The organism is Variovorax sp. PBS-H4 (assembly GCF_901827205.1).
In the GTDB taxonomy this organism is placed as follows: domain Bacteria; phylum Pseudomonadota; class Gammaproteobacteria; order Burkholderiales; family Burkholderiaceae_C; genus Variovorax.
On record NZ_LR594675.1, the window covers coordinates 6,057,609 to 6,077,209 of the forward strand.

Annotated in this window: 19 protein-coding genes; 7 read left to right on the forward strand and 12 right to left on the reverse strand. The window is 67.2% G+C overall.

Going from position 1 to position 19,601, the window contains the following annotated elements:
* Positions 1-97 precede the first annotated feature (97 nt).
* The 3 genes from pyk to E5CHR_RS28825 all read right to left on the reverse strand — a co-directional run bounded on the left by pyk (position 98) and on the right by E5CHR_RS28825 (position 3,836).
* Positions 98-1,546 carry a pyruvate kinase gene (gene pyk, locus E5CHR_RS28815; RefSeq protein ID WP_162583187.1) on the reverse strand — a complete coding sequence of 483 codons (1,449 nt, stop codon included), beginning with the start codon at positions 1,544-1,546 and terminating at the stop codon, positions 98-100.
* A gap of 102 nt (positions 1,547-1,648) precedes the next feature.
* The gene (locus E5CHR_RS28820) at positions 1,649-2,842 is read right to left on the reverse strand and encodes a phosphoglycerate kinase (protein ID WP_162583188.1); all 1,194 of its coding nucleotides are present in this window, start codon (positions 2,840-2,842) and stop codon (positions 1,649-1,651) included.
* An 82-nt stretch (positions 2,843-2,924) separates the two neighbouring features.
* Complete coding sequence (locus E5CHR_RS28825; protein ID WP_162583189.1) at positions 2,925-3,836, reverse strand: LysR family transcriptional regulator; 912 nt, start codon at positions 3,834-3,836, stop codon at positions 2,925-2,927.
* 90 nt (positions 3,837-3,926) lie between these two features.
* On the opposite strand from E5CHR_RS28825, the gene E5CHR_RS28830 reads away from it, so the two are divergent.
* Genes E5CHR_RS28830 through E5CHR_RS28845 form a run of 4 tightly spaced genes read left to right on the forward strand, consistent with a single transcriptional unit; the run spans position 3,927 to position 7,466 of the window.
* Positions 3,927-4,481, forward strand: coding sequence for a VOC family protein (locus E5CHR_RS28830; RefSeq protein ID WP_162583190.1), 555 nt, complete (start codon positions 3,927-3,929; stop codon positions 4,479-4,481).
* A complete protein-coding gene (locus E5CHR_RS28835) occupies positions 4,478-5,599 on the forward strand; it encodes an alpha/beta hydrolase family protein (protein ID WP_162583191.1) in 1,122 nt (373 codons plus the stop codon). The genes E5CHR_RS28830 and E5CHR_RS28835 overlap by 4 nt, the downstream gene beginning before the upstream one ends.
* Before the next feature lie 8 nt (positions 5,600-5,607).
* Positions 5,608-7,260 (forward strand): FAD-dependent oxidoreductase, encoded by a 1,653-nt coding sequence (locus tag E5CHR_RS28840; RefSeq protein WP_162583954.1) that lies wholly within the window; start codon positions 5,608-5,610, stop codon positions 7,258-7,260.
* A gap of 2 nt (positions 7,261-7,262) precedes the next feature.
* Positions 7,263-7,466, forward strand: coding sequence for a DUF2783 domain-containing protein (locus E5CHR_RS28845; RefSeq protein ID WP_162583955.1), 204 nt, complete (start codon positions 7,263-7,265; stop codon positions 7,464-7,466).
* Here E5CHR_RS28845 and E5CHR_RS28850 read toward each other — a convergent pair whose 3' ends face one another.
* Genes E5CHR_RS28850 through def form a run of 5 tightly spaced genes read right to left on the reverse strand, consistent with a single transcriptional unit; the run spans position 7,467 to position 10,548 of the window.
* Complete coding sequence (locus E5CHR_RS28850) at positions 7,467-7,817, reverse strand: AzlD domain-containing protein (protein ID WP_162583192.1); 351 nt, start codon at positions 7,815-7,817, stop codon at positions 7,467-7,469.
* On the reverse strand, positions 7,814-8,554 hold the full coding sequence (locus E5CHR_RS28855) for an AzlC family ABC transporter permease (protein ID WP_162583193.1): 741 nt from the start codon (positions 8,552-8,554) through the stop codon (positions 7,814-7,816). The genes E5CHR_RS28850 and E5CHR_RS28855 overlap by 4 nt, the downstream gene beginning before the upstream one ends.
* Positions 8,554-9,504 (reverse strand): methionyl-tRNA formyltransferase, encoded by a 951-nt coding sequence (gene fmt, locus E5CHR_RS28860; RefSeq protein WP_162583194.1) that lies wholly within the window; start codon positions 9,502-9,504, stop codon positions 8,554-8,556. The genes E5CHR_RS28855 and fmt overlap by 1 nt, the downstream gene beginning before the upstream one ends.
* Positions 9,505-9,511: 7 nt before the next feature.
* Positions 9,512-10,018: a hypothetical protein gene (locus E5CHR_RS28865; protein ID WP_162583195.1), complete on the reverse strand. Its 507-nt coding sequence runs from the start codon at positions 10,016-10,018 to the stop codon at positions 9,512-9,514.
* Positions 10,015-10,548: a peptide deformylase gene (def, locus tag E5CHR_RS28870; RefSeq protein WP_162583196.1), complete on the reverse strand. Its 534-nt coding sequence runs from the start codon at positions 10,546-10,548 to the stop codon at positions 10,015-10,017. Before def ends, E5CHR_RS28865 begins: the two co-directional genes overlap by 4 nt.
* Before the next feature lie 179 nt (positions 10,549-10,727).
* On the opposite strand from def, the gene E5CHR_RS28875 reads away from it, so the two are divergent.
* From E5CHR_RS28875 to E5CHR_RS28885, 3 genes are all read left to right on the forward strand, one after another.
* A complete protein-coding gene (locus E5CHR_RS28875) occupies positions 10,728-11,930 on the forward strand; it encodes a LysM peptidoglycan-binding domain-containing protein (RefSeq protein ID WP_232062228.1) in 1,203 nt (400 codons plus the stop codon).
* An 18-nt stretch (positions 11,931-11,948) separates the two neighbouring features.
* Entirely contained in the window at positions 11,949-13,091 is a 1,143-nt protein-coding gene (gene dprA / locus E5CHR_RS28880; protein WP_162583198.1) for a DNA-processing protein DprA, read from the forward strand.
* 65 nt (positions 13,092-13,156) lie between these two features.
* Complete coding sequence (locus E5CHR_RS28885; protein WP_162583199.1) at positions 13,157-13,666, forward strand: DUF494 family protein; 510 nt, start codon at positions 13,157-13,159, stop codon at positions 13,664-13,666.
* Positions 13,667-13,675: 9 nt separating this feature from the next.
* Here E5CHR_RS28885 and E5CHR_RS28890 read toward each other — a convergent pair whose 3' ends face one another.
* The 4 genes from E5CHR_RS28890 to yajC form a co-directional block, all read right to left on the reverse strand.
* Entirely contained in the window at positions 13,676-16,081 is a 2,406-nt protein-coding gene (locus tag E5CHR_RS28890; RefSeq protein ID WP_162583200.1) for a DUF1631 family protein, read from the reverse strand.
* 131 nt (positions 16,082-16,212) lie between these two features.
* Complete coding sequence (gene secF, locus E5CHR_RS28895) at positions 16,213-17,163, reverse strand: protein translocase subunit SecF (protein ID WP_162583201.1); 951 nt, start codon at positions 17,161-17,163, stop codon at positions 16,213-16,215.
* Positions 17,164-17,177: 14 nt separating this feature from the next.
* Complete coding sequence (gene secD, locus E5CHR_RS28900) at positions 17,178-19,058, reverse strand: protein translocase subunit SecD (RefSeq protein WP_162583202.1); 1,881 nt, start codon at positions 19,056-19,058, stop codon at positions 17,178-17,180.
* 47 nt (positions 19,059-19,105) lie between these two features.
* A complete protein-coding gene (gene yajC, locus E5CHR_RS28905) occupies positions 19,106-19,438 on the reverse strand; it encodes a preprotein translocase subunit YajC (protein ID WP_162583203.1) in 333 nt (110 codons plus the stop codon).
* Positions 19,439-19,601: the final 163 nt, after the last annotated feature.

Here is a 19,601-nt window from a genome sequence, read left to right on the forward strand (position 1 = left end):
GGTGTACCTCGCGGGAAAAATTAAGAAGAAAAACTACCGCGATTCTACTGAGCACCCCTGTCGGACGGCTCCGACGCGTCGTCCGGGGCGCCGCGCTTCAACCAACTCTGCAGATCTTGAGCATGTTGGTGCCGCCCGGCGCGCCCATGGGCTCGCCACAGGTGATGGCGTAGATGTCGCCGGTCTGCACGATGCCGCGCTTCTTGAGGTGGGCCTCGGCCTGCAGCAGCGCCGTGTCGCGGTCGCTCTCGGCATCCATCAGCAACGGACGCACGTTGCGGTACAGCGCCATCTTGCGCTGGGTGGTCAGGCGCGACGTCAGGGCGTACATCGGGATATGGGCGCGGTGCCGGCTCATCCACAGCGGGGTGGAGCCCGATTCAGTCAGCGCGACGATGGCCTTGGCGCCCAGGCGCTGCGCGGTGAAGAGCGCGCCCATGGCGATCGACTGGTCGATCCGGCTGTAGGCCTGGCCGCTGAAGTCGGCATCGAGGTGCGGATCCTCGGCCGCTTCGGCGGCCTCGCAGATCCGGCTCATCTCCTGCACGGTCTCCAGCGGATAGCGGCCCGACGCGGTCTCGGCCGAGAGCATCACGGCGTCGGTGCCGTCGAGCACCGCATTGGCCACGTCGCTGACCTCGGCGCGCGTGGGCACCGGATTGCTGATCATCGACTCCATCATCTGGGTTGCCGTGATGACCACCTTGTCCATTTCGCGCGCCATGCGGATCATCTTCTTCTGCAGCGCAGGCACCGCGGCGTTGCCCACCTCGACCGCCAGGTCGCCGCGCGCGACCATGATGCCGTCGCTGGCACGCAGGATTTCATCCAGCTTCGGAATCGCCTCGGCGCGCTCGATCTTGGCGATCAGCCCTGGCTTGTGGCCGTACTCGGCCGCCGCGACATTGCACAGCTGGCGCGCCATCTCCATGTCCGTCGCATTCTTGGGAAAGCTCACGGCCACGTAATCGGCCTGGAAGCTCATGGCGGTCTTGATGTCCTCCATGTCCTTGGCCGTCAGCGCGGGTGCCGTCAGCCCGCCGCCCTGCTTGTTGATGCCCTTGTTGTTCGACAGCTCGCCGCCCAGCCGCACAGTGGTGTGCACCGCCTCGCCCTTGACCGCGTCGACGGCGAGCACGATCAAGCCGTCGTTCAACAGCAGGCTGTCGCCCGGCTTCACATCGCGCGGAAGGTCCTTGTAGTCCAACCCTACCGCGTTGACGTCGCCAAGTTCGGTGCGGGCCCCATCGAGTACGAACTTCGCGCCCGGCTCCAGCCAGACCTTGCCCTCGGCGAACTTGCCGACGCGGATCTTCGGGCCCTGCAGGTCGGCCATGATCGCCACCTCCCGGCCCGCCCGGCGCGCTGCCTCGCGCACCATGGCGGCGCGCCCGACGTGGTCCTGCGCCGTGCCGTGGCTGAAGTTGAGCCGCACCACGCTGACCTTGTAGTGGATCATCTGCTCGAGCAGCTCGGGCGTGCTCGAGGCCGGGCCGAGCGTGGCAACGATCTTGGTGGCGTGGCGGGGAAGGCGGGTCGTGCTCATGCGGCGGGTCTCCGGTTTGTATTCCGTACTGTATACACTTTGCAGGCCCTGCGATAGCCCCCCGGGCCACGCGGCGGTGCCCGACGCACCCGCGTGCCGGACTCAGCCCGCGGCGCGCTTCTCCAGGATCTCGAAAGCCGGGAGCGTCTTGCCTTCGAGCACTTCGAGGAAGGCGCCGCCGCCAGTCGAGATGTAGCCGACCTGGTCTTCGATGCCGTACTTGGCGATGGCGGCCAGCGTGTCGCCGCCACCGGCGATCGAGAAGGCGCTGCTGTCGGCAATGGCGCGCGCGATGGCTTCCGTTCCCTTGGAGAAGGCATCGAACTCGAACACACCCACCGGGCCGTTCCAGACGATGGTGCCGGCCTCGCGCAGCTGCGCCGCCAACATCTCGGCGGTCTTGGGGCCGATGTCCAGAATCAGGTCATCCTCGACCACCGCGTTCGCTTCCTTCACGGTGGCGGACGCATCGGCGGCGAAGGTCTTGGCGGTCACGACGTCGACCGGGATCGGCACCGCGGCCCCGCGCGCTCGCATGGCTTCGATCACCGCCTTGGCCTGGTCCTGCAGGTCGGGCTCGGCGAGCGACTTGCCGATGGGAAGCCCGGACGCCAGCATGAAGGTGTTGGCAATGCCGCCACCGACGATCAGTTGGTCGACCTTGGCGGCCAGGCTCTCGAGGATGGTGAGCTTGGTGCTGACCTTGGAGCCCGCGACGATCGCCACCAGCGGCCGCCTGGGGTGCGCCAGCGCCTGGGTGATGGCGTCGATCTCGGCCGCCAGCAGCGGGCCCGCGCAGGCGATCTTCGCGAATTGCGCGATGCCGTAGGTGGTGGCCTCGGCGCGGTGTGCCGTGCCGAAGGCATCGTTGACATAGATGTCGGTCAGCGCGGCCAGCTTGCGGGACAGCGCCTCATCGTTCTTCTTCTCGCCCTTGTTGAGGCGGCAATTCTCCAGCAGCACGACCTGGCCCGGCGCGACCTGCACGCCGTCGACCCAGTCGGCCACCAGTGGCACCCCGCGGCCCAGCAGCTCGCCCATGCGCCGGGCGACCGGCGCCAGGGAATCCTCGGGCTTGAACTGGCCCTCGGTCGGGCGGCCGAGGTGCGACGTGACCATCACCGCGGCGCCGGCATCCAGCGCCTGGCGGATGCAGGGAATCGAGGCGCGGACGCGCGTGTCCTCGGTGATGTTGCCGGCGTCGTCCTGCGGCACATTGAGGTCGGCTCGGATGAACACGCGCTGGCCGGCGACTTTGCCTTGCGCGACAAGATCGGTGAATCGAAGGACGTTCATGGATAGAAAGGGGGATGAAAGCGACGAAGGCACCTCGACAGAGGCGAAAGGCCATTGTAGGTTTGGCAGCGCGGCAACTGTATCAACGCGGCGGCCGGGGCTTCTGCACGAACCGCTCCAGGATCTGGACGAAGCCCGCCGCCGCAGGCGACAGCGAGCGCCGCGCCGCCGCGTACACGCAGACCTCGCGATGGAAGTCGGGCCGGTTGAGCTTGACCATCTTCAGTCCGTGGGCCTCCACCAGCGAGGCCGAGTAGGTCGGGCAGACCGTCACCCCGAGCCCTGACGCCACCATACCCAGCGCCGTCGTCATGTACGACACCTCCTGGGTCGAGGTCCGCATCAGGAAGGCGCGCGCATCGGCCTCCAGCTCGGGCAGCACGCGCTGGCGGAAGTCGCGCGTGGGCGCGATGAAGGTGCAGGGCCCGAGCTCGCTCCAGCGCACCTGGCGCCGGCGCGCAAACGCATGGTCCTGCGGACAGATCAGCCAGTGACGATCGCGGAACAGCGTGCGGCGCTCGATGGCCGCAGCGTCCACGTCCACATCCTGGCCCACTGCGAGCTCCGCCTCGCCGGAGGCCAGCCCGGCGAGGAGATGCTCGGGCAGCGTGTCGACCAGCCGTACGTCGATGTCCGGATGGCGCGCACGGTAGGCCGCGATCACGCGCGGCATCAGCGTGCAGGCCATCAGCTGCGGCGCGGCCAGCCGCAGCAGGCCGCGCTTCTGGTCGCGCAGCTCGGTCACGGCGGCCACCGCACCGGCGAGGTCGCCCAGCAGGCGCTGCACCGAGGGCTGGAAGGCGCGACCGGCCTCCGACAGCAACACGCGCCGTGTGTGCCGATCAAAGAGCTGCACGCCCATCCCGCGCTCCAGCTCGCGTACCAGAACGCTCAGCGCCGACTGCGTGAGGTGCAAGCGCGCGGCCGCCGCGGTGAAGCTGCCGGTCTCGGCCACGGCGTCGAAGGCGCGCAGTTGGCGCAGGGTCAGATTCATGGCCTTGCTTCATCAATCGATGAATTTATTTCGATTGAATCATAAGAAGAAGAAGGGCCCAATCCGGTCTGTTGCCACGGAGACAACGCCATGCCACCTGCAGAGACAGTGCCGCTCGCCCATCCGCCGGTGCCCGTACGCGGCCTGCACCACTTCGCCTGGCGCTGCCGCGACAGTGAAGAGACGCGCCGCTTCTACGAGGACCTGCTGGGGCTGCCGCTGGCGCACGTGATCAAGAGCGACCATGTGCCGAGCACCGGCGAATACTGCCCCTACGTCCACATCTTCTTCCAGATGCGCGACGGCTCGTACATCGCCTTCTTCGACCTTGGCGACGACACCGCCGCGCTGCCTTCGCCCAACACGCCGGCCTGGGTCAACCACATTGCACTGCGCGTCGATTCGGTGGCCGACCTGCTTGCCGCCAAGGCGCGTCTCGAATCGGCCGGCGTCGAGGTGCTCGGCGTGACCGACCACCACATCATCGAATCGATCTACTTCTTCGACCCGAACGGTATTCGCGTGGAGCTGACCACCCCGACGGTGCCCCAGGCCGAAATGCAGGCCCACGCGCGGCGCGCCCGAGCCGAGCTCGACGCCTGGACGCTGCGCAAGGCCGAGCTGCGCGCAAATGCGGCGGCATGATGGAACTGCAGCTCGCCGTCATCGACGTCAAGCCCGGCGCGGCGATGGAGTCCCAGTCGGGTCTGCAGATGCTGCGTCCGCGCATCTACGGCGCCTACCGTGCGCCAGCGGGCCCGAAGAAGATCGCCGCGATCGTGATGCACCCCACCAGCAACTTCATGGGCCACTACCTGATCGGGCCCCTGGCCGAGCGCGGGATCTGCTGCATGGGCCTCAACTCGCGCTACATGGGCAACGACACCATGCTGCTGATGGAGCGCGCGATCCAGGACCTCGGCGCGGGCGTGCAGTTCCTGCGCAGCCTGGGCTACGAAAAGGTGGTGCTGATCGGCAACTCGGGCGGTGCTGCGCTTTCGAGCTTCTACCAGGCGCAGGCCGAGGAGCTGACAGCCCACCACTTTCCCGACGGCGATCCCACGCACCTGCACCCTGGCGACCTGCCGCCGGCCGACGGCATTGCGCTGTGCGCGGCGCACCAGGGCCGCTCGAAGCTGATGCGCGACTGGATCGATCCGTCCGTCACGGACGAGCACGACCCGCTCTCGGTCGATCCCGCGCTCGACATGTACGACGCGCAGCACCGGGTGCCGTACGCCGCCGGCTTCCTTGCGCGCTTCGGTGCCGCGCAGAAGGCGCGCCTCGATCGCCTCGAAGCCTGGGCCATGGAGCGCTTGCGCCTGTTGCGAAGCACGCCCGGCGCGCCGCGCGACCAGGCGTTCATCGTCTACCGCACGCATGCCGATCCGCGCTGCGTGGATCTCTCGATCGATGCCAACGACCGCGCCCCGGGCAGCGTCTGGGGCGATGCAAGGCAGGTCAACTACTCGGCCAACGCGATGGGTCGCACGACCTCGCTGACGGCCTTTCTCTCGCAGTGGTCCTCGCGCTCGCAGGCCGACGGCCCGTCGAACCTGGCGCGCACGCGTGTGCCGAAGCTGCTGCTGACCTACACGGCCGACCAGTCGACTTTCCCGAGCACGCGCGATGCATGGATGAAGGCCGGCGGCGACCGCATCCGCAATGTCGATATCGTCGGCGGCAACCACTACCTCGCGGGCCAGCCGGAGCTGGTGCCGCGCGCGGCCGATGCCATCGTGGAATGGGCGCGCTCACTGTGAGGCCGGGGATGGAGGAGTTTCGCTTCGCCCCCGAGTACGAGCTGCCGCGCTGGCCCTTCGTCCCCCCGCCCGAGCTGCGCGGCGGTGCCGTCGTGCGCCATCCGATCGTCATCGTGGGCGCGGGCCCGGCCGGCCTGACGCTGGCCTGCGACCTTGCGAAGCGCGGCGTTCGCGCCCTGCTGCTCGACGAGGACGACACGGTGGGCGTGCGCGGCGCATCGTCGCGCGGCATCTGCTATGCGCAAAAAAGCCTGGAGATCTTCGAACGGCTGGGCATCTACCAGCGCATCGCGGACAAGGGCATCACCTGGTCCTTCGGGCGCACCTTTTCGGGCGAGACCGAGGTCTACAACTTCAACCTGCAGGCCAACAGCGTTTCGGCGCAGCCGCCCTTCATCAACCTGCAGCAGTTCTACGTCGAATGGTTCCTGGTGGACCGCATCCTGGAACTGGGTGGCGTCGAGCTGCGGTGGAAGAACCGCGTGACGCACGTCGAGCCTGGAGACGATGGCGTGCGCGTCGAGGTCGAGACGCCGGTGGGCAACTACGTCATCGAAGCCGAATGGCTGATCGATGCGACCGGGGCCAACAGCCCCATTCGCGCGCAGCTCGGGCTCGAGGCCCACGCGTCGCGCAGCACCGACCGCTGGTGCATCAGCGACGTGCGCTTCAAGAAGCCGCTGCCGGTGGAGCGCTGGACCTGGGTGGATGCACCCTTCAACGACGGCCGGGCCGTGTGGCAGCACCTGATGGCCGACGGCGTCTGGCGCATCGACTACCAGATGCCCGAGGACTGCGACACGGCCCACATCAGCAAGCCGGAAGTCGCGGGCGCGCGGCTGCGCGAACAGCTTGGGCCCGGCGTGGAGTTCGAGTTCGTCTGGATCGGACCTTACGGCTACCGCGACCACCTGCTCGACCGCTTCCGTCACGGGCGCCTGTTCTTCATCGGCGATTCGGCGCATGTGGTGAGCCCCTTCGGCGCGCGCGGCGGCAACAGCGGCATCCAGGACGCCGCCAACCTTGGCTGGAAGCTGGCGCTGGTCACGGAGGGGCGCGCGGGCGAGGCGCTGCTCGACACCTATGACGCCGAACGCAGGGCGGCCGCGGTGCAGAACCTGCAGGTCACAAGCCGCTCGGCGCGCTTCCTTGCGCCGCGAACCCCCGCCGAGCACACGATGCGCCGGGCAGTGGTCGCCTTGGCCTCCCGTTATCCGTTTGCAAGGGCGCTGGTCAACACCGGGCGCATGTCGGTGGCCAACGACTACCCGGGCGGTCCGCACCTGCCCGAGGGCGGGCGCAGTGTGCAGAACCTGCCGCTGCGCTGGTGCGACGGCCAACCATGCACGCTGATGCAGCTGCTGGCCGAGGGCACGCGCTGCCTCGGCTTGTGGTTCGCGCCGACGACGGAACAGGTGGGGGCGGTGGCAGACACCGTGGCTTCGCTGCCGCTGCAGCTCGTTGCCGTCGGCGGGGACAGCGGCCTGCCCACGCTCGAGCCCACGGAGGCGCTCGCGAAGCACCTGGGAGGGGGCGCTGCGGGAAGCCTCTGCCTGGTCCGGCCCGATGGCTATCGCGCCGCGCTCCTGCGCCACCCCACGCCGGCGGGCCTCGCCGCCACCATCCACGCCGCCCTGGCTCACGACCGAAGCGCTGCATGAGCATGATCACCGAACCCAACATCCACGATGCCGACGGCTTCTACGCCGAATGGCTGGCTGCCCACGAAGGCTTGACCGAACAACAGAGTGCCGACCTCAACGCTCGCCTGGTGCTCCTGCTGGCCAACCAGTGCGGCGACCAGGCCGTGCTGCTGCAATGCATCGCCGCCGCGCGCGAGGCCGGGAGCGCAGTGCCGCTGGATTGATCACCAGCCCAGCCCGAGATGCAGGGGCAGGTAGACAGCCATGCCCGCGAGCATCGTCCCCAGCACGCCGCCCCGCCAGAAGAAGTACGCGGTGCCGGCCGCTGCGCCGTACAGCCGCGCGTCTTGCCAGGAGGAGATCAGGTGGCCCTGCGTCATGACGATCTCCGGAATGATCACGGCCGCAAGCGCCGCCACCGGGGCGTAGTGCAGCGCGCGGTGCGCCCAGTCCGGCAGGCCCCAGGGGCGATCGAGGATGAAGAAGAAGCAGCGCGTGAGCACCGTCACGCAGGCCAACCCGACGATCACGGCCAGGGTCCAGGGGTCGGTGGTGCCGTCAGCGCCCAGGCTCATCGGTCGTCTTCCGCATCGGGGTCGAGCCCGGAATGCTTTTCCAGCCAGAAGCACAGCAGCACCGCCACGCCGATGCCCGCGACGATATTCAGCTTGAGCGGCAGCGCGTAGGCGGCGACGGCGGTTGCCCCTGCAATCAGGGCCGCAAGGATGCGCAGGCGCGTGGTCGCCATCGAGCAGACCACCGCGACCAGGCAGAGCACGCCGGCAAAGCCCAGTCCCCAGCTCTGCGGAATCAGGTTCGCCAGCAAGACGCCGATCATGCTCATGCCCATCCACGAGCACCAGAGGACGAAGTAGTTGCCCGTCAGATAGGCCTCCTGCGCACGCTCTTCGGCCTCGTTGGCGGGCGGGTGCGCGTACTGGCGGGTAAAGAAGGCGTAGGTCATGTCCGCCGTGAGATAGCCGTGCGTCATGCGGCGCCAGCGCGGCATGTGCATGAGGTAAGGCCGCAAGTGCAGGCTGAACACCACAAAGCGCAGGTTGACGCAGAAGCCGGTGGCCAGGATGACCCACGCCGGAGCTCCTGCGATCAGCAGCGGAATGGCGGCCAGTTGCGAACTGCCGGCATAGACCAGCAGCGTCATCGCCATCGACTCGAAGATGCTCATGCCCGCCTTGACCATCGCGACGCCTGTCATCAGGCCCCAGGCGCCGGTGCCGAGAGCGATCGAAGACATGTCGAGTGCGCCCCGGCGGAACTCGGGAAGGCGGCGAATGGAAGAAAGAACGAACATCAGCCGAAAACCTGCCCGGGCTTCAGGTCGAAGCCGCGCAGGAAGTCGGCCACGGGCAGGCGCTTGCCGCCGGGGCGCTGCAGCTCGGTGAGCACCACCACGCCCTCGCCGGCAGCCACGGCCACACCCGCTGGCCCGACCGCCAGGATCGTTCCGGGTGGCTGCGCCGGCGGGTCCGATCGGACTTGCGCAGCCCAGAGCTTGAGCGTCTCGCCATCCAGCGTGCTGCTGGCGCCGGGAAAGGGGTCGAACGCACGGGTGCGCCGCACGATGGCCGCTGCCTCGTGCGTCCAGTCGATCTGCGCCTCCTGCTTCTCGACCTTGTGCGCGTAACTCACGCCCTCGGCAGGCTGAGCTTGTGGACGGAGGGTTCCAGCATCGGCCTGCTGCAGCGCATCCACGATCAATCGGCCGCCCAACGTGGCCAGCCGGTCGTGCAATCGCGCGGTGCTGTCCTCGCCGATCGGGATCGATTCGCGAAGCAGCATGTCGCCGGTATCGAGCCCGGCGTCCATCTGCATGATGGTGACGCCGGTCTGCGCATCGCCCGCTTCGATCGCGCGATGGATCGGGGCGGCCCCGCGCCATCGCGGCAGCAAGCTGGCGTGGATGTTGAGGCAACCCAGCCGCGGCGCGTCGAGAACCCACTGCGGCAAGATCAGGCCGTAGGCTGCGACCACCATTGCATCGAGCCCGGCATCCAGGATGGCTGCGCGCGCCGCGGCCGCGTCCTCCGGGTACTTGCCGTCCAGCCGCAAACTGCGTGGCTGCACCACGGGCCAGCCGCGCGCTGCCGCAAACTGCTTGACCGGCGAGGCCTGCAGCTTCATGCCGCGGCCCGCGGGGCGGTCGGGCTGGCTGAGAACCAGCGCGATCTCGAAGCCGGCCGCGGCGATCGCTTCCAGCGCGACGCGGGCGAACTCGGGCGTGCCCGCGAATGCGATCCTCATGCGGCCCTCACACCGGCGCCAGCAACTCGAGCATCAGGTCGTCACCCGTGTGGTAGCGCCGCACCACGCCGGTCGGGTCGATGTAGATGTAGAGGAGCCGCGGCGAGTTCTGCCACTTGTAGCGCCAGGTCCAGATGTTGCCGTCGAAGGAGCTCACCTGCGTGATCTCGAACGGGCGGCCGTACGTGCGCAGCACGTCGGCCTCGCGCCAGCGGCTGACGTTGGGCTGAATGGTGCGGTCGAACAGGCGCTCGTCGAGCTCCTGCCGCACGGAAACGACGTGGCCGCTTGCATCGAGATCGACGTTGTTGACCTCGAAGCCCGCCGGCGCGCGCGAATACTGCAGCCGCTCGCCGCCGCCGGGGAGGGCATAGGCGGCCGTCGGCGTTCCGAGCTCGCGCAGCGTCTGCTCGCGCGAGCTGCCGATGGCCAGGCGCGTGGGCTCGCCAGCGCAAGCAACCAGCAGCACCGCCGCAAGGAGCGTTGCCGGCGCGGTGCGCAGGGACAAAGTCAACGCCGGCCTTCCCGTTGATCGACGCGCTGGTCTTCGCGCTGCTGCTTGAGCAGCTTGCTCTTGATGCGGTTGCGCTTCAGCGGCGAAAGATATTCGACGAACACCTTGCCCAACAGGTGGTCGAGTTCGTGCTGGATGCATACGGCCAGCAGGCCCTCGGCCTCGACGGTGCGCAATTCGCCGTCGGCATCGAGCGCCGTGACGCGCACCGCGGTGGAACGCTCCACGCCGTCGTAAATGCCGGGAACGGACAGGCAGCCCTCCTCGTTGAGGACTTTTTCATCACTGGCCCAGACGATTTCCGGGTTGATCAAAACCAGTGGCTCGTTACGCTCCTCGGAGACGTCGATCACGACAAGACGTTCGTGCACGTCGACCTGCGTGGCTGCGAGGCCGATGCCGTTGGCCTCGTACATGGTTTCGAGCATGTCGGCGACCAGCGTCTTGATGCGTGCATCAACCCCCTGCACCGGCTTGGCGACCTTGTGCAGGCGCGGGTCGGGATAGCTCAGGATGTTTCTTTTGGCCATGGACGGAAGGAAATAGTGTCGTTATTTTCGCCATTTCCGCGACGCCCAGAAGCTCAGCGACTTGAAAACGTTGCCCGATCAAGGGCTTCAGCGCAAAATTGGTTTCAAATTGTGAGCGTCCGTGGGCCCTGCTATGGGTCGCGCATGCTCCACGCCATCCGACCATGAAGAACCACCGCATGAACCACAGCCTGCGCCCGAACCTCCTCGCCACGCTGGCGGCGATCACCATGGCGGGACTGGGCGTGACGGCCCAGGCACAAAGCTACCCCGTGACGCCGCAGCAGCGCACGACGGCGCAGCAGGCGGCGCAGGCCGGCGTGCCTCTGTCGGAACTGGCACCGAACGCACCCGACGAGTACACCGTCAAGCCGCGTGACACGCTGTGGGCCATCTCCCGCCTTTATCTGCGCAGCCCTTGGCGCTGGCCCGAGCTGTGGGGCATGAACATGGGCGAGATCCAGAATCCGCACCGAATCTATCCTGGGCAGGTGCTGTATCTCGACAAGAGCGGCGGCCGCGCGCGGCTGGCGCTGCGACGCGACGGCAGGGGCACGCCTGAAGGCGGCACGATCAAGCTCTCGCCACGCACGCGCTACGAATCGCTGGCAGACATGGCGCTGCCGACGCTGAATCCCAGCGTGATCGAGCCCTTCCTGGCTGAGCCCGTGGTGGTCGACGCCGCAACGTTGGCGACGGCCCCGCGCATCGTGGCGGGCAACGACAGCCGCGTGGTGCTGGCGCGCGGTGATCGGGCCTATGCACGCGGCGAACCCGACGCACCGCTCATGGAAGCCCCCGGCCCGATCCGGACCTACCGCGTGTTCCGCAGCGCGACACCGCTCAAGGACCCCGGGACGGGCGAGATCCTCGGTTACGAGGCGCAATACCTCGGCAAGGCCCAGCTGCAGCGCGGCGAATCGAGTGCCAAGGCAGAAGTGGAAGGCAAGGAGGTCGTATACCCGGTGCCGGCCACGATCGACATCGTCGCTGCACGCGAGGAGATGCGTGCCGGAGACCGCCTGCTGCCAGAGCCGCCTCGCCAACTGCTGAGCTACGTGCCGCGCGCGCCGGCGCAAACCATCACCGACGGCCGCATCGTCTCGGTCTACGGCAACGCGGTGCAATTCGCCGCCCAGAACCAGGTGGTGGCCATCAACAAGGGCACCATCGACGGTATCGAGAACGGCCATGTGCTGGCCATCCTCAAGAACGGCGACACCATCATCGACAAGACCGGCGCCACCAAGGAAACGCTGAAGCTGCCGAACGAGCGGATCGGCCTCCTGATGGTGTTCCGCCCCTTCGAGCGGGTCTCGTATGCGCTGGTGCTCGAGATCAACGACGCGCCGCGCATCGGCGATCTGCTCATCAATCCGTGATCCGGCCCCAACCCTCGCGTGGAACGTGACGAACTCGCGAGCTGGCTGCGGCTCACACTGACGCCAGGCATCGGCAACACGGCCGCGCGAAAGCTGCTCTCGGCCTTCGGCCTGCCCATGGAGGTCTTTGCCCAACCTGCCGCAACACTCCGGCAGGTGGTGACCGACGTCCAGGCCAGCGCGCTGCTCGAAGCGCCGGCGGAGCTCGCTGCAGGGGTCGAGCGCACCGTCAAGTGGCTCGGCAGCAAGGGGCCCCAGGGCGAGACGCACCGCATCCTCGCCCTGGGCGATCCTGCCTATCCGGCCTCGCTGCTCGAGATGGCCGATCCTCCGCTGGTGCTCTACCTGATCGGCCCTGAGCGATTCGAGCTCGCACAGCTGGCGCGCAGCATCGCGATGGTGGGCAGCCGCAATCCCACAGCGCAGGGCAGCTCCAATGCGCGGGCCTTTGCCCGAGCTTTCGGAGAGGCCAGCATTGCGGTGGTGTCGGGACTGGCCCTGGGCATCGACGGTGCTGCGCACGAGGGCGCGTTGGACACCGCTACCGATGCGATGCGGCCGGCGACGGTCGCGGTGGTCGGCACCGGGTTGGACCGCGTGTACCCCGCGCGTCACCATGCGCTGGCGCAGCGAATTGCCGCGCAGGGGTTGATCGTGAGCGAGTTTCCACTTGGCACGCCACCGCTCAACCAGAACTTTCCGAAGCGCAACCGCATCATCGCCGGCCTCTCACGCGGCACGTTGGTGGTGGAGGCGGCGCTGCAGTCGGGCTCGCTGATCACCGCGCGACTCGCGAGCGAGCAAGGCAAGGAGGTGTTCGCCATACCGGGCTCCATCCATTCGCCTCAGTCGCGCGGCTGCCATGCCCTGATCCGCCAAGGCGCCAAGCTGGTCGAGACGGTCAACGACGTGCTCGAGGAGCTGCGCTTTTACGGGTCCCCCACGCCTGCCACACCGCCGCTGCTGGAAGAAGAAGAGTCCACCGCCGCCGGCGCAGGCCTGCTGCGGGCGATGGGGTACGACCCGGCGAGCCTGGATACGCTATGCGCGCGCACCGGCCTCCCCGCCGCAGCCCTGCAGGCGCAATTGCTGGAACAGGAGCTCGCCGGCTACGTGGCCCGCCTTCCGGGCGGCCTCTTCCAGCGGGTGATGCAAGGTTGAGCAGTTGCGGCGTCCCGTCTGCGCAACGCAGCCGCGACAGCGCCGACCTGGGCTATATTGGCTCCATGTTCGAAGTGCTCGTGTACGTTTACGAAAACTACTGGCGCGGCGATGCCTGCCCCCAAGCCGAGCAATTGGGCCGCAAGCTCAGTGCCCAGGGCTTCGACCCCCAGGAAATCCGTGATGCGCTGCAGTGGCTCGATGGCCTGAGCCTCGCCACGCAGGGTATCCAGCTCACCCTGCATGCCAAGGGCACCAGCGCGACGGTGAGCCTGGAAGGCCCGGCGGCAGTGCCCGAATCGCCAGGCTCCATGCGCGTCTACTCGATGGCGGAACAGGAACACCTCGGCGCCGAGTGCCTGGGCTTCGTCAGCTTTCTGGAGTCGTCGGGCGTGCTGCCGGCGGGTCTGCGTGAGATCGTCATCGATCGCGCCATGGCCACGACAGCGGAACCGCTGGAACTTGGCGAGCTCAAGATCATCGTTCTGATGGTGCACTGGAGCACCGGCGTCGAGCCCGACGCTCTCGTGCTCGACGAGCTCTGCGACAACGCGGTGAACCGCGTTGCGCATTGAGCGCCAGCTTCAGTTCAAGAGGCGTTCCGGATTCGCGTCCAGCTTGGCCAGCGCTTCACGGGTCGCGCGCACGGTGAGCGTCTCTTCTTCGGCCGGCACCAGCAGTCCTGCCTGTAGGTAGGACGCCAGGCGGCCCACCTGGATCAGGAAGCTGCGCCCGTCGCTCGAAGCGAAAAGGTGCAGCTGCTTGCGCTCGCTGCGCCAGACGAACTGAACCTGGCTGACCCGGTCGTTGTGGTCGAGCATGAACCAGGTGCCGACCTGCAGCTCGTGTGCCCACTGGAGCATGTCCTCACCGACCTTGGTACCGGTGTCGGGCACGACTTCGAGCGAGGCGGCGTCCACGCCCAGCAGCAGCTCGATGCTTGCGGCGTCCAGCGGCAGGTCGGTCGCGTCGCCCGCTTCCGTGACGAAATCCTCGAGATTCGCCAGCCGCTTGGCCATGGCCTCGATCTTGGCGGGCGGAATGGCCTCGGTCTTGGACAGGAATGCGTCGGAAAGCGTCGAGCCGATGACCTTGATCTGCGCTTCCTGCGGCTCGCCTTCGATGCCCAGCAGACTCATGCCCTGGCGCAAGCGCTGCAGCAGCTGGGGCAGGTCCTGGATCACGCGCGCGCGGTCGTTGCGGTTGGGCTTGGCGCTGGCGGCCCACACCAGATCCGAAGCGGCGCGCTTGAGCGTGACGGTCTGCTCGTCCTGCGCGCCGTAGCGCAGCGCCGCAATCGCCAGCACTTCGGCCCAGATCTTGAACAGGAACTCGCGGATCTCCTCCCGCACCGGCATGTCATTGAGCATCTTGCGCAACTCGATGGTGTACTGGATGGCCATCGTCTCCTTCTGCTCGACCTGCTGTGCCACGCTCATCACGCGCTGGGTAGCGTCGCTCTGCGTCAGGTACTTGTTGAGGAAGGCGACAAATTCGTCGAACACCAGCTTGAACACGCGCTGGCCGGTTTCCGGGTATTGCTCGATCACCTGCACCACCCGGCGGATCTCACCTTCGAGCGCACTGCCGGAGATGGCGGCGGCATCGAAGCCCATCACGCAGGAACCCATGCGGTCGATCAGCATGCGCGCCGGATGCTGCAAGGTGCCGAAGAACTCCGGCTCGGCGATCGCCACGCGCAGCACCGGCATCTGCAGGCGTGCGAACCAGACGCGCGCCGAAAACGGGATTCGCTCCTCGGCCAGGATGGCCTGGAACATCAGCGCCACGATCTCGACGGTGGCTTTGTCGGCGGTGGTCGGCGCCTTCTTCTTGAGCTCGCTGGTACGCCGGCGCAACTCGGCCGCAGTCTGGTGCATGGCGGTCGCCTCGTCGCCAACCATGTACTGCGATGCCATCGCTTGGTAGGCCGCCTCCGCGTCGGCAATGGCGGCGGCAAAGGCGGGCGCAGCCAACCCGACGCCCACACCTCGGCCACCCGCACTATTCGCCGAACCGGCAGCGGGCCCCTGGCCACCCGCCGCGCGCGTCTGGCCCAGGTCGCCGCCGATGCGAGCCGTCACGAAGCGCTTGAGGTTGAGCAGCACGCCTTGCGCGCGCTGGCGCGCCAGTACCAGTGGGGAGCCGCCCGTGGCAATCAGGGTGTCCCCACCTGCCCCGCCGCCTCCGCGACCCGCACCTACGCCGATCGCCGCCGGGGCGAAGCTGCCCGGGGGGGCGCCGAATCCGCCCGGCCCTTGAACACCGCCTGTGCCGAAAGAGGCGCTGGCGGGTTGCGACGAGCGCGCAAAACTCCCGCCCAGTGGCACGCTGTTGGAACCGGCGCTGCCGGTTCGCTTGACGAAGCTCTTGAGATCGATCTCGGGCATCACGCCGCGCTCGATCAGGAAAGTATTGGCGTCCTTGTACGCCGCGACAACCGCATCGACCAAGCGCTGCCTCACCACATCCTGCACACGCGCCCAAGTCTCGCGGCTCAGTCCAGCGGCCAGCCACTGATCGACGAGAGTGCGGGCCAGCGCCTCGGGCTTGAGCACATCCTTGGCGTCCAGCTCGCCGGTGCCCTCCAGGTACTGGATGCGCAAGCGCAGGTCGTTGAGCTCGAACTGGGCCTTGTCCTGGATCGACTGCGCCAGGCGCGAGGACAGGATGTTGTTCTCCACCACCTCATCGCCGATCAATTCCAGTCGCAGGCCTCCGGTAGCTCCGCTCTGCCCGCCGCCGCCCAGCGCCTTGCGCCATGCGGTCTGGGACATCGGCACCCAGCTGGAGCCCTGCGCCTGGAAGGCCAGGAAATCGTCGCGGTGCTGCTGCATCTCGCGCACACTGGCAGTCATTCCGGCAAGCGCCGCCAGCCGCTCACGGACCGCGACAGCGATCGGAGCGATTGCCCCCTCCGTCGCGGCCACGAAACGCTCACGGGTCTCGCGGGCGAGCTGCTGGGAGGAGGCGGGTGACCGCGAGATCATGTGAAAGGCGAGGACGGCAATTAAAACGGTTCAACAAGTCCGAGCTTGCAACGCGAAGCGTAACCGCACAAGGGTGCTGGATGCATCTCGGCAACCCGAATCCGCAATTGCCTCGTCGGGGACCGCGCCCGTCAAACCGTGGCGCCGGCGTTGGGGTCGTCCGGATCGCCCTGCTTGGGTGTCGTCTTGACCAGGTCCTCGCGCTTGACGCCCAGCCACATCGCGATCGCCGCCGCCACGAAGGCGGACGAGTAGATGCCGAACAGAATGCCGATGGTCAACGCCAGCGCGAAATAGTGCAGCGTAGGCCCGCCGAAGAAGAACATCGACAGCACCACGAGCTGGGTCGAGCCGTGCGTGATGATGGTGCGACTGATGGTGGAGGTGATGGCGTTGTCGATCACGTCGCGGGTGGTCATCTTGCGATAGCGCCGAAAGTTTTCGCGGACCCGGTCGAAGATCACGACCGACTCGTTGACCGAGTAGCCCAGCACCGCCAGCACGGCCGCCAGCACCGCCAGCGAAAACTCCCACTGAAAGAACGCAAAGAATCCCAGGATGATGACGACATCGTGGAGGTTGGCAAGCACGGTGGCGAGCGCGAACTTCCATTCAAAGCGGAAGGCCAGGTAGATCATGATGCCGACCACCACCATCCCCAGCGCCTTGAGGCCGTTGGTGGTGAGCTCCTCACCCACCTGGGGACCGACGAATTCGTTGCCGCGCAGCGTGGCTGAAGCGTCGACCGCCTTCAGCGCTCCCATTACCTGTTCGCTCTGCTGCGCCGAGGTCTGGCCCTTCTGCGCCGGCAGACGGATCTGGATGTCGCGCGAGGTGCCGTAGTTCTGCACCTGGACGTCGGGATAGCCGAGCTTGGCGATGGCCTCGCGCACCTTGCCCACATCCACCGACTGCTGGTAGGCGACCTCCATGACAGTGCCACCTGTGAACTCCACCGACAGGTGCAGCCCGCGGTGGAACAGGAAGAAGACCGCCAGCAGGAAGGTGAGGACGGAGATCGCGTTCAGCACCAGCGCATAGCGCATGAATGGAATGGTGCGGTGGATTCGGAAGAACTCCATGATTCAGTGCTTCCTTATTTGGCGGCCGCCGCGGCATTGTCGGCAGCAGGTTTCCAGACCGTGCCGATGGACAGGCTCTTGAGCTTCTTCTTGCGGCCGTACCAGAGATTCACGAGGCCGCGAGAGAAGAACACGGCCGAGAACATCGAGGTGACGATGCCGATGCAATGCACCACGGCGAAGCCGCGCACCGGCCCTGAACCGAAAGCCAGCAGTGCAACGCCGGCGATCAACGTGGTGACGTTGGAGTCCAGGATGGTGCCCCAGGCGCGGTCGTAGCCCGCGTGGATGGCGGCCTGCGGCGAGGCGCCGCTGCGCAGCTCCTCGCGCACGCGCTCGTTGATCAGCACGTTGGAGTCGATGGCCACGCCGATCGCGAGTGCCATGGCGGCGATGCCGGGCAGTGTGAGCGTGGCCTGCAACATGGACAGGATGGCCACCAGGAGCAGCAGGTTGACGGCCAGCGCGATCGACGAGAACAGCCCGAACAGCATGTAGTAGACGCACATGAACACCATGATTGCGGCGAACCCGTACATCACGCTGTCGAAACCCTTCTGGATGTTGTCGGCGCCCAGGCTGGGGCCGATGGTGCGCTCCTGGATGATCTCCATGGGCGCGGCCAGCGAGCCGGCGCGCAGCAGCAGTGCCAGGTCGTTGGCTTCCACGACGTTCATCGAGCCCGAGATCTGGAAGCGATTGCCCAGCTCGCCGTTGATCGACGGGGCCGTGAGCACCTCGCCCTTGCCCTTCTCGAAGATCAGCATGGCCATGCGCTTGCGGAAGTTCTCGCGGCTGACGTCGCGCATGATGCGCCCACCCTTGGCGTCCATGGTCAGGTCGACCTTGGGCTGCTGAGTCTGGGAGTCGAAGCCCGGCTGGGCGTCGGTGAGGTTTTCGCCGGTCACCAGAACCTGCTTCTTGACGATGACGGTCCGGCCCTCGCGGTCGAGGAATTTCTCCGAGCCGAAGGGCACCGGGCCGCTGCCGGTTTCGGCCGCGCGGCCCTCGGCGGACTCGTCTACCAGGCGCATCTCGAGCGTGGCGGTGCGGCCCAGGATGTCCTTTGCCTTGGCGGTGTCCTGAACCCCGGGAAGCTGCACCACGATGCGTTCAAGTCCCTGCTGCTGGATCACGGGCTCGGCGACGCCGAGTTCGTTGATCCGGTTGTGCAGCGTGGTGATGTTCTGCTTGAGAGCGGCGTCCTGCAGCCGGCGCGCGGCCTCGGGCTTGATGGTGGCCGTGAGCCGCCACTCGCTGCCGTCCTGGCGGTCGGTGGTGGCAAGGTCGGGGAACTGGTCCTGGATCAATGACTTGGTCGCGTCCAGTGCGGCGGCGTCGCGGAAGCGGACCTCGATGGCCTGGCCGTTGCGCGTGACCGCGGCGCCGCGAATGTTCTTGTCGCGCAGGCCCGAGCGCAGGTCATTGGCAAAGGATTCCGCCTTTTTGTCGATGGCGCCCTTCATGTCGACCTGCAACAGAAAGTCCACCCCGCCGCGCAGATCCAGGCCCAGGTACATGGGATGGGCGCGCAGCGCGGCCAGCCAGGTGGGCGAGCGCGACACCAGGTTGAGCGCCACGACGTAGGGCGGATCACTCGGGTCAGGCACCAGCGTGCGCTGCAGCACGTCGCGGGCTTTGAGCTGGTCGTCGGTGGTGGCGAAGCGCGCCCGCACGGAATTGGCATCGAGCGTCAACAGGTCCGGCGTGAGGCCGGCTGCCTTCAGGGCCTCCGCCACGCGCGCCTGGGTCCCGGCGTCGATCTTGACCGTCGACTTGCCCGAGGACACCTGCACGGCAGGCGCCTCGCCGAAGAAATTGGGAAGGGCATAGATCAGCCCCACGAGCAGCACGACGACGATGATCGCGTACTTCCAGACCGGGTAACGGTTCATCTAGTCAACCTCGAAGGACGCAGGTGCGTGGCACCCACGTTTTCTCCTTACTTAATTGCACCTTTGGGCAAGACCTGGACAACTGCGCTGCGCTGCAGCTGCACCTCGACGCCCTTGGCGATTTCCACGGTCAGGTACTGCTCGCCGATCTGCGTGATCTTGCCCAGCAGGCCACCGGCGGTCGCGACTTCGTCGCCCTTGGCCAAGGCTTCGATCATGGCCCGTGCTTCCTTCTGGCGCTTCATCTGCGGCCGGATCATCACGAAATACAGCACCACGAACATCAGCACCAGCGGCAGCATGCTGCCGAGGGACGACATCATGTCGCTGCCACCGGCAGCAGCGGGCGCGGTCTGGGCGAAAGCGGAGGAAATGAACAAGGGAAACTCCAGCAGAGAGGAAGGTATGAGTGCGGCCCCCTGCGGGGTTCGCGATTCTGCGCAGTGCATGGCACGGGCCATGGAACAGACGCGCTAAGGCGGGGCTGGGCCCCGCAGAACATCGCGCATTGTATTCGGCGGCGCTCGCCCCGCCGGAGCTAAG

Bases quoted from the DNA above. Each gene is read 5' to 3' on its own strand.
- pyk (WP_162583187.1), bottom strand. From the start codon at position 1,546: ATGAGCACGACCCGCCTTCCCCGCCACGCCACCAAGATCGTTGCCACG.
- E5CHR_RS28820 (WP_162583188.1), bottom strand. From the start codon at position 2,842: ATGAACGTCCTTCGATTCACCGATCTTGTCGCGCAAGGCAAAGTCGCC.
- E5CHR_RS28825 (WP_162583189.1), bottom strand. From the start codon at position 3,836: ATGAATCTGACCCTGCGCCAACTGCGCGCCTTCGACGCCGTGGCCGAG.
- E5CHR_RS28830 (WP_162583190.1), top strand. From the start codon at position 3,927: ATGCCACCTGCAGAGACAGTGCCGCTCGCCCATCCGCCGGTGCCCGTA.
- E5CHR_RS28835 (WP_162583191.1), top strand. From the start codon at position 4,478: ATGATGGAACTGCAGCTCGCCGTCATCGACGTCAAGCCCGGCGCGGCG.
- E5CHR_RS28840 (WP_162583954.1), top strand. From the start codon at position 5,608: ATGGAGGAGTTTCGCTTCGCCCCCGAGTACGAGCTGCCGCGCTGGCCC.
- E5CHR_RS28845 (WP_162583955.1), top strand. From the start codon at position 7,263: ATGATCACCGAACCCAACATCCACGATGCCGACGGCTTCTACGCCGAA.
- E5CHR_RS28850 (WP_162583192.1), bottom strand. From the start codon at position 7,817: ATGAGCCTGGGCGCTGACGGCACCACCGACCCCTGGACCCTGGCCGTG.
- E5CHR_RS28855 (WP_162583193.1), bottom strand. From the start codon at position 8,554: ATGTTCGTTCTTTCTTCCATTCGCCGCCTTCCCGAGTTCCGCCGGGGC.
- fmt (WP_162583194.1), bottom strand. From the start codon at position 9,504: ATGAGGATCGCATTCGCGGGCACGCCCGAGTTCGCCCGCGTCGCGCTG.
- def (WP_162583196.1), bottom strand. From the start codon at position 10,548: ATGGCCAAAAGAAACATCCTGAGCTATCCCGACCCGCGCCTGCACAAG.
- E5CHR_RS28875 (WP_232062228.1), top strand. From the start codon at position 10,728: ATGAACCACAGCCTGCGCCCGAACCTCCTCGCCACGCTGGCGGCGATC.
- E5CHR_RS28885 (WP_162583199.1), top strand. From the start codon at position 13,157: ATGTTCGAAGTGCTCGTGTACGTTTACGAAAACTACTGGCGCGGCGAT.
- E5CHR_RS28890 (WP_162583200.1), bottom strand. From the start codon at position 16,081: ATGATCTCGCGGTCACCCGCCTCCTCCCAGCAGCTCGCCCGCGAGACC.
- secF (WP_162583201.1), bottom strand. From the start codon at position 17,163: ATGGAGTTCTTCCGAATCCACCGCACCATTCCATTCATGCGCTATGCG.
- secD (WP_162583202.1), bottom strand. From the start codon at position 19,058: ATGAACCGTTACCCGGTCTGGAAGTACGCGATCATCGTCGTCGTGCTG.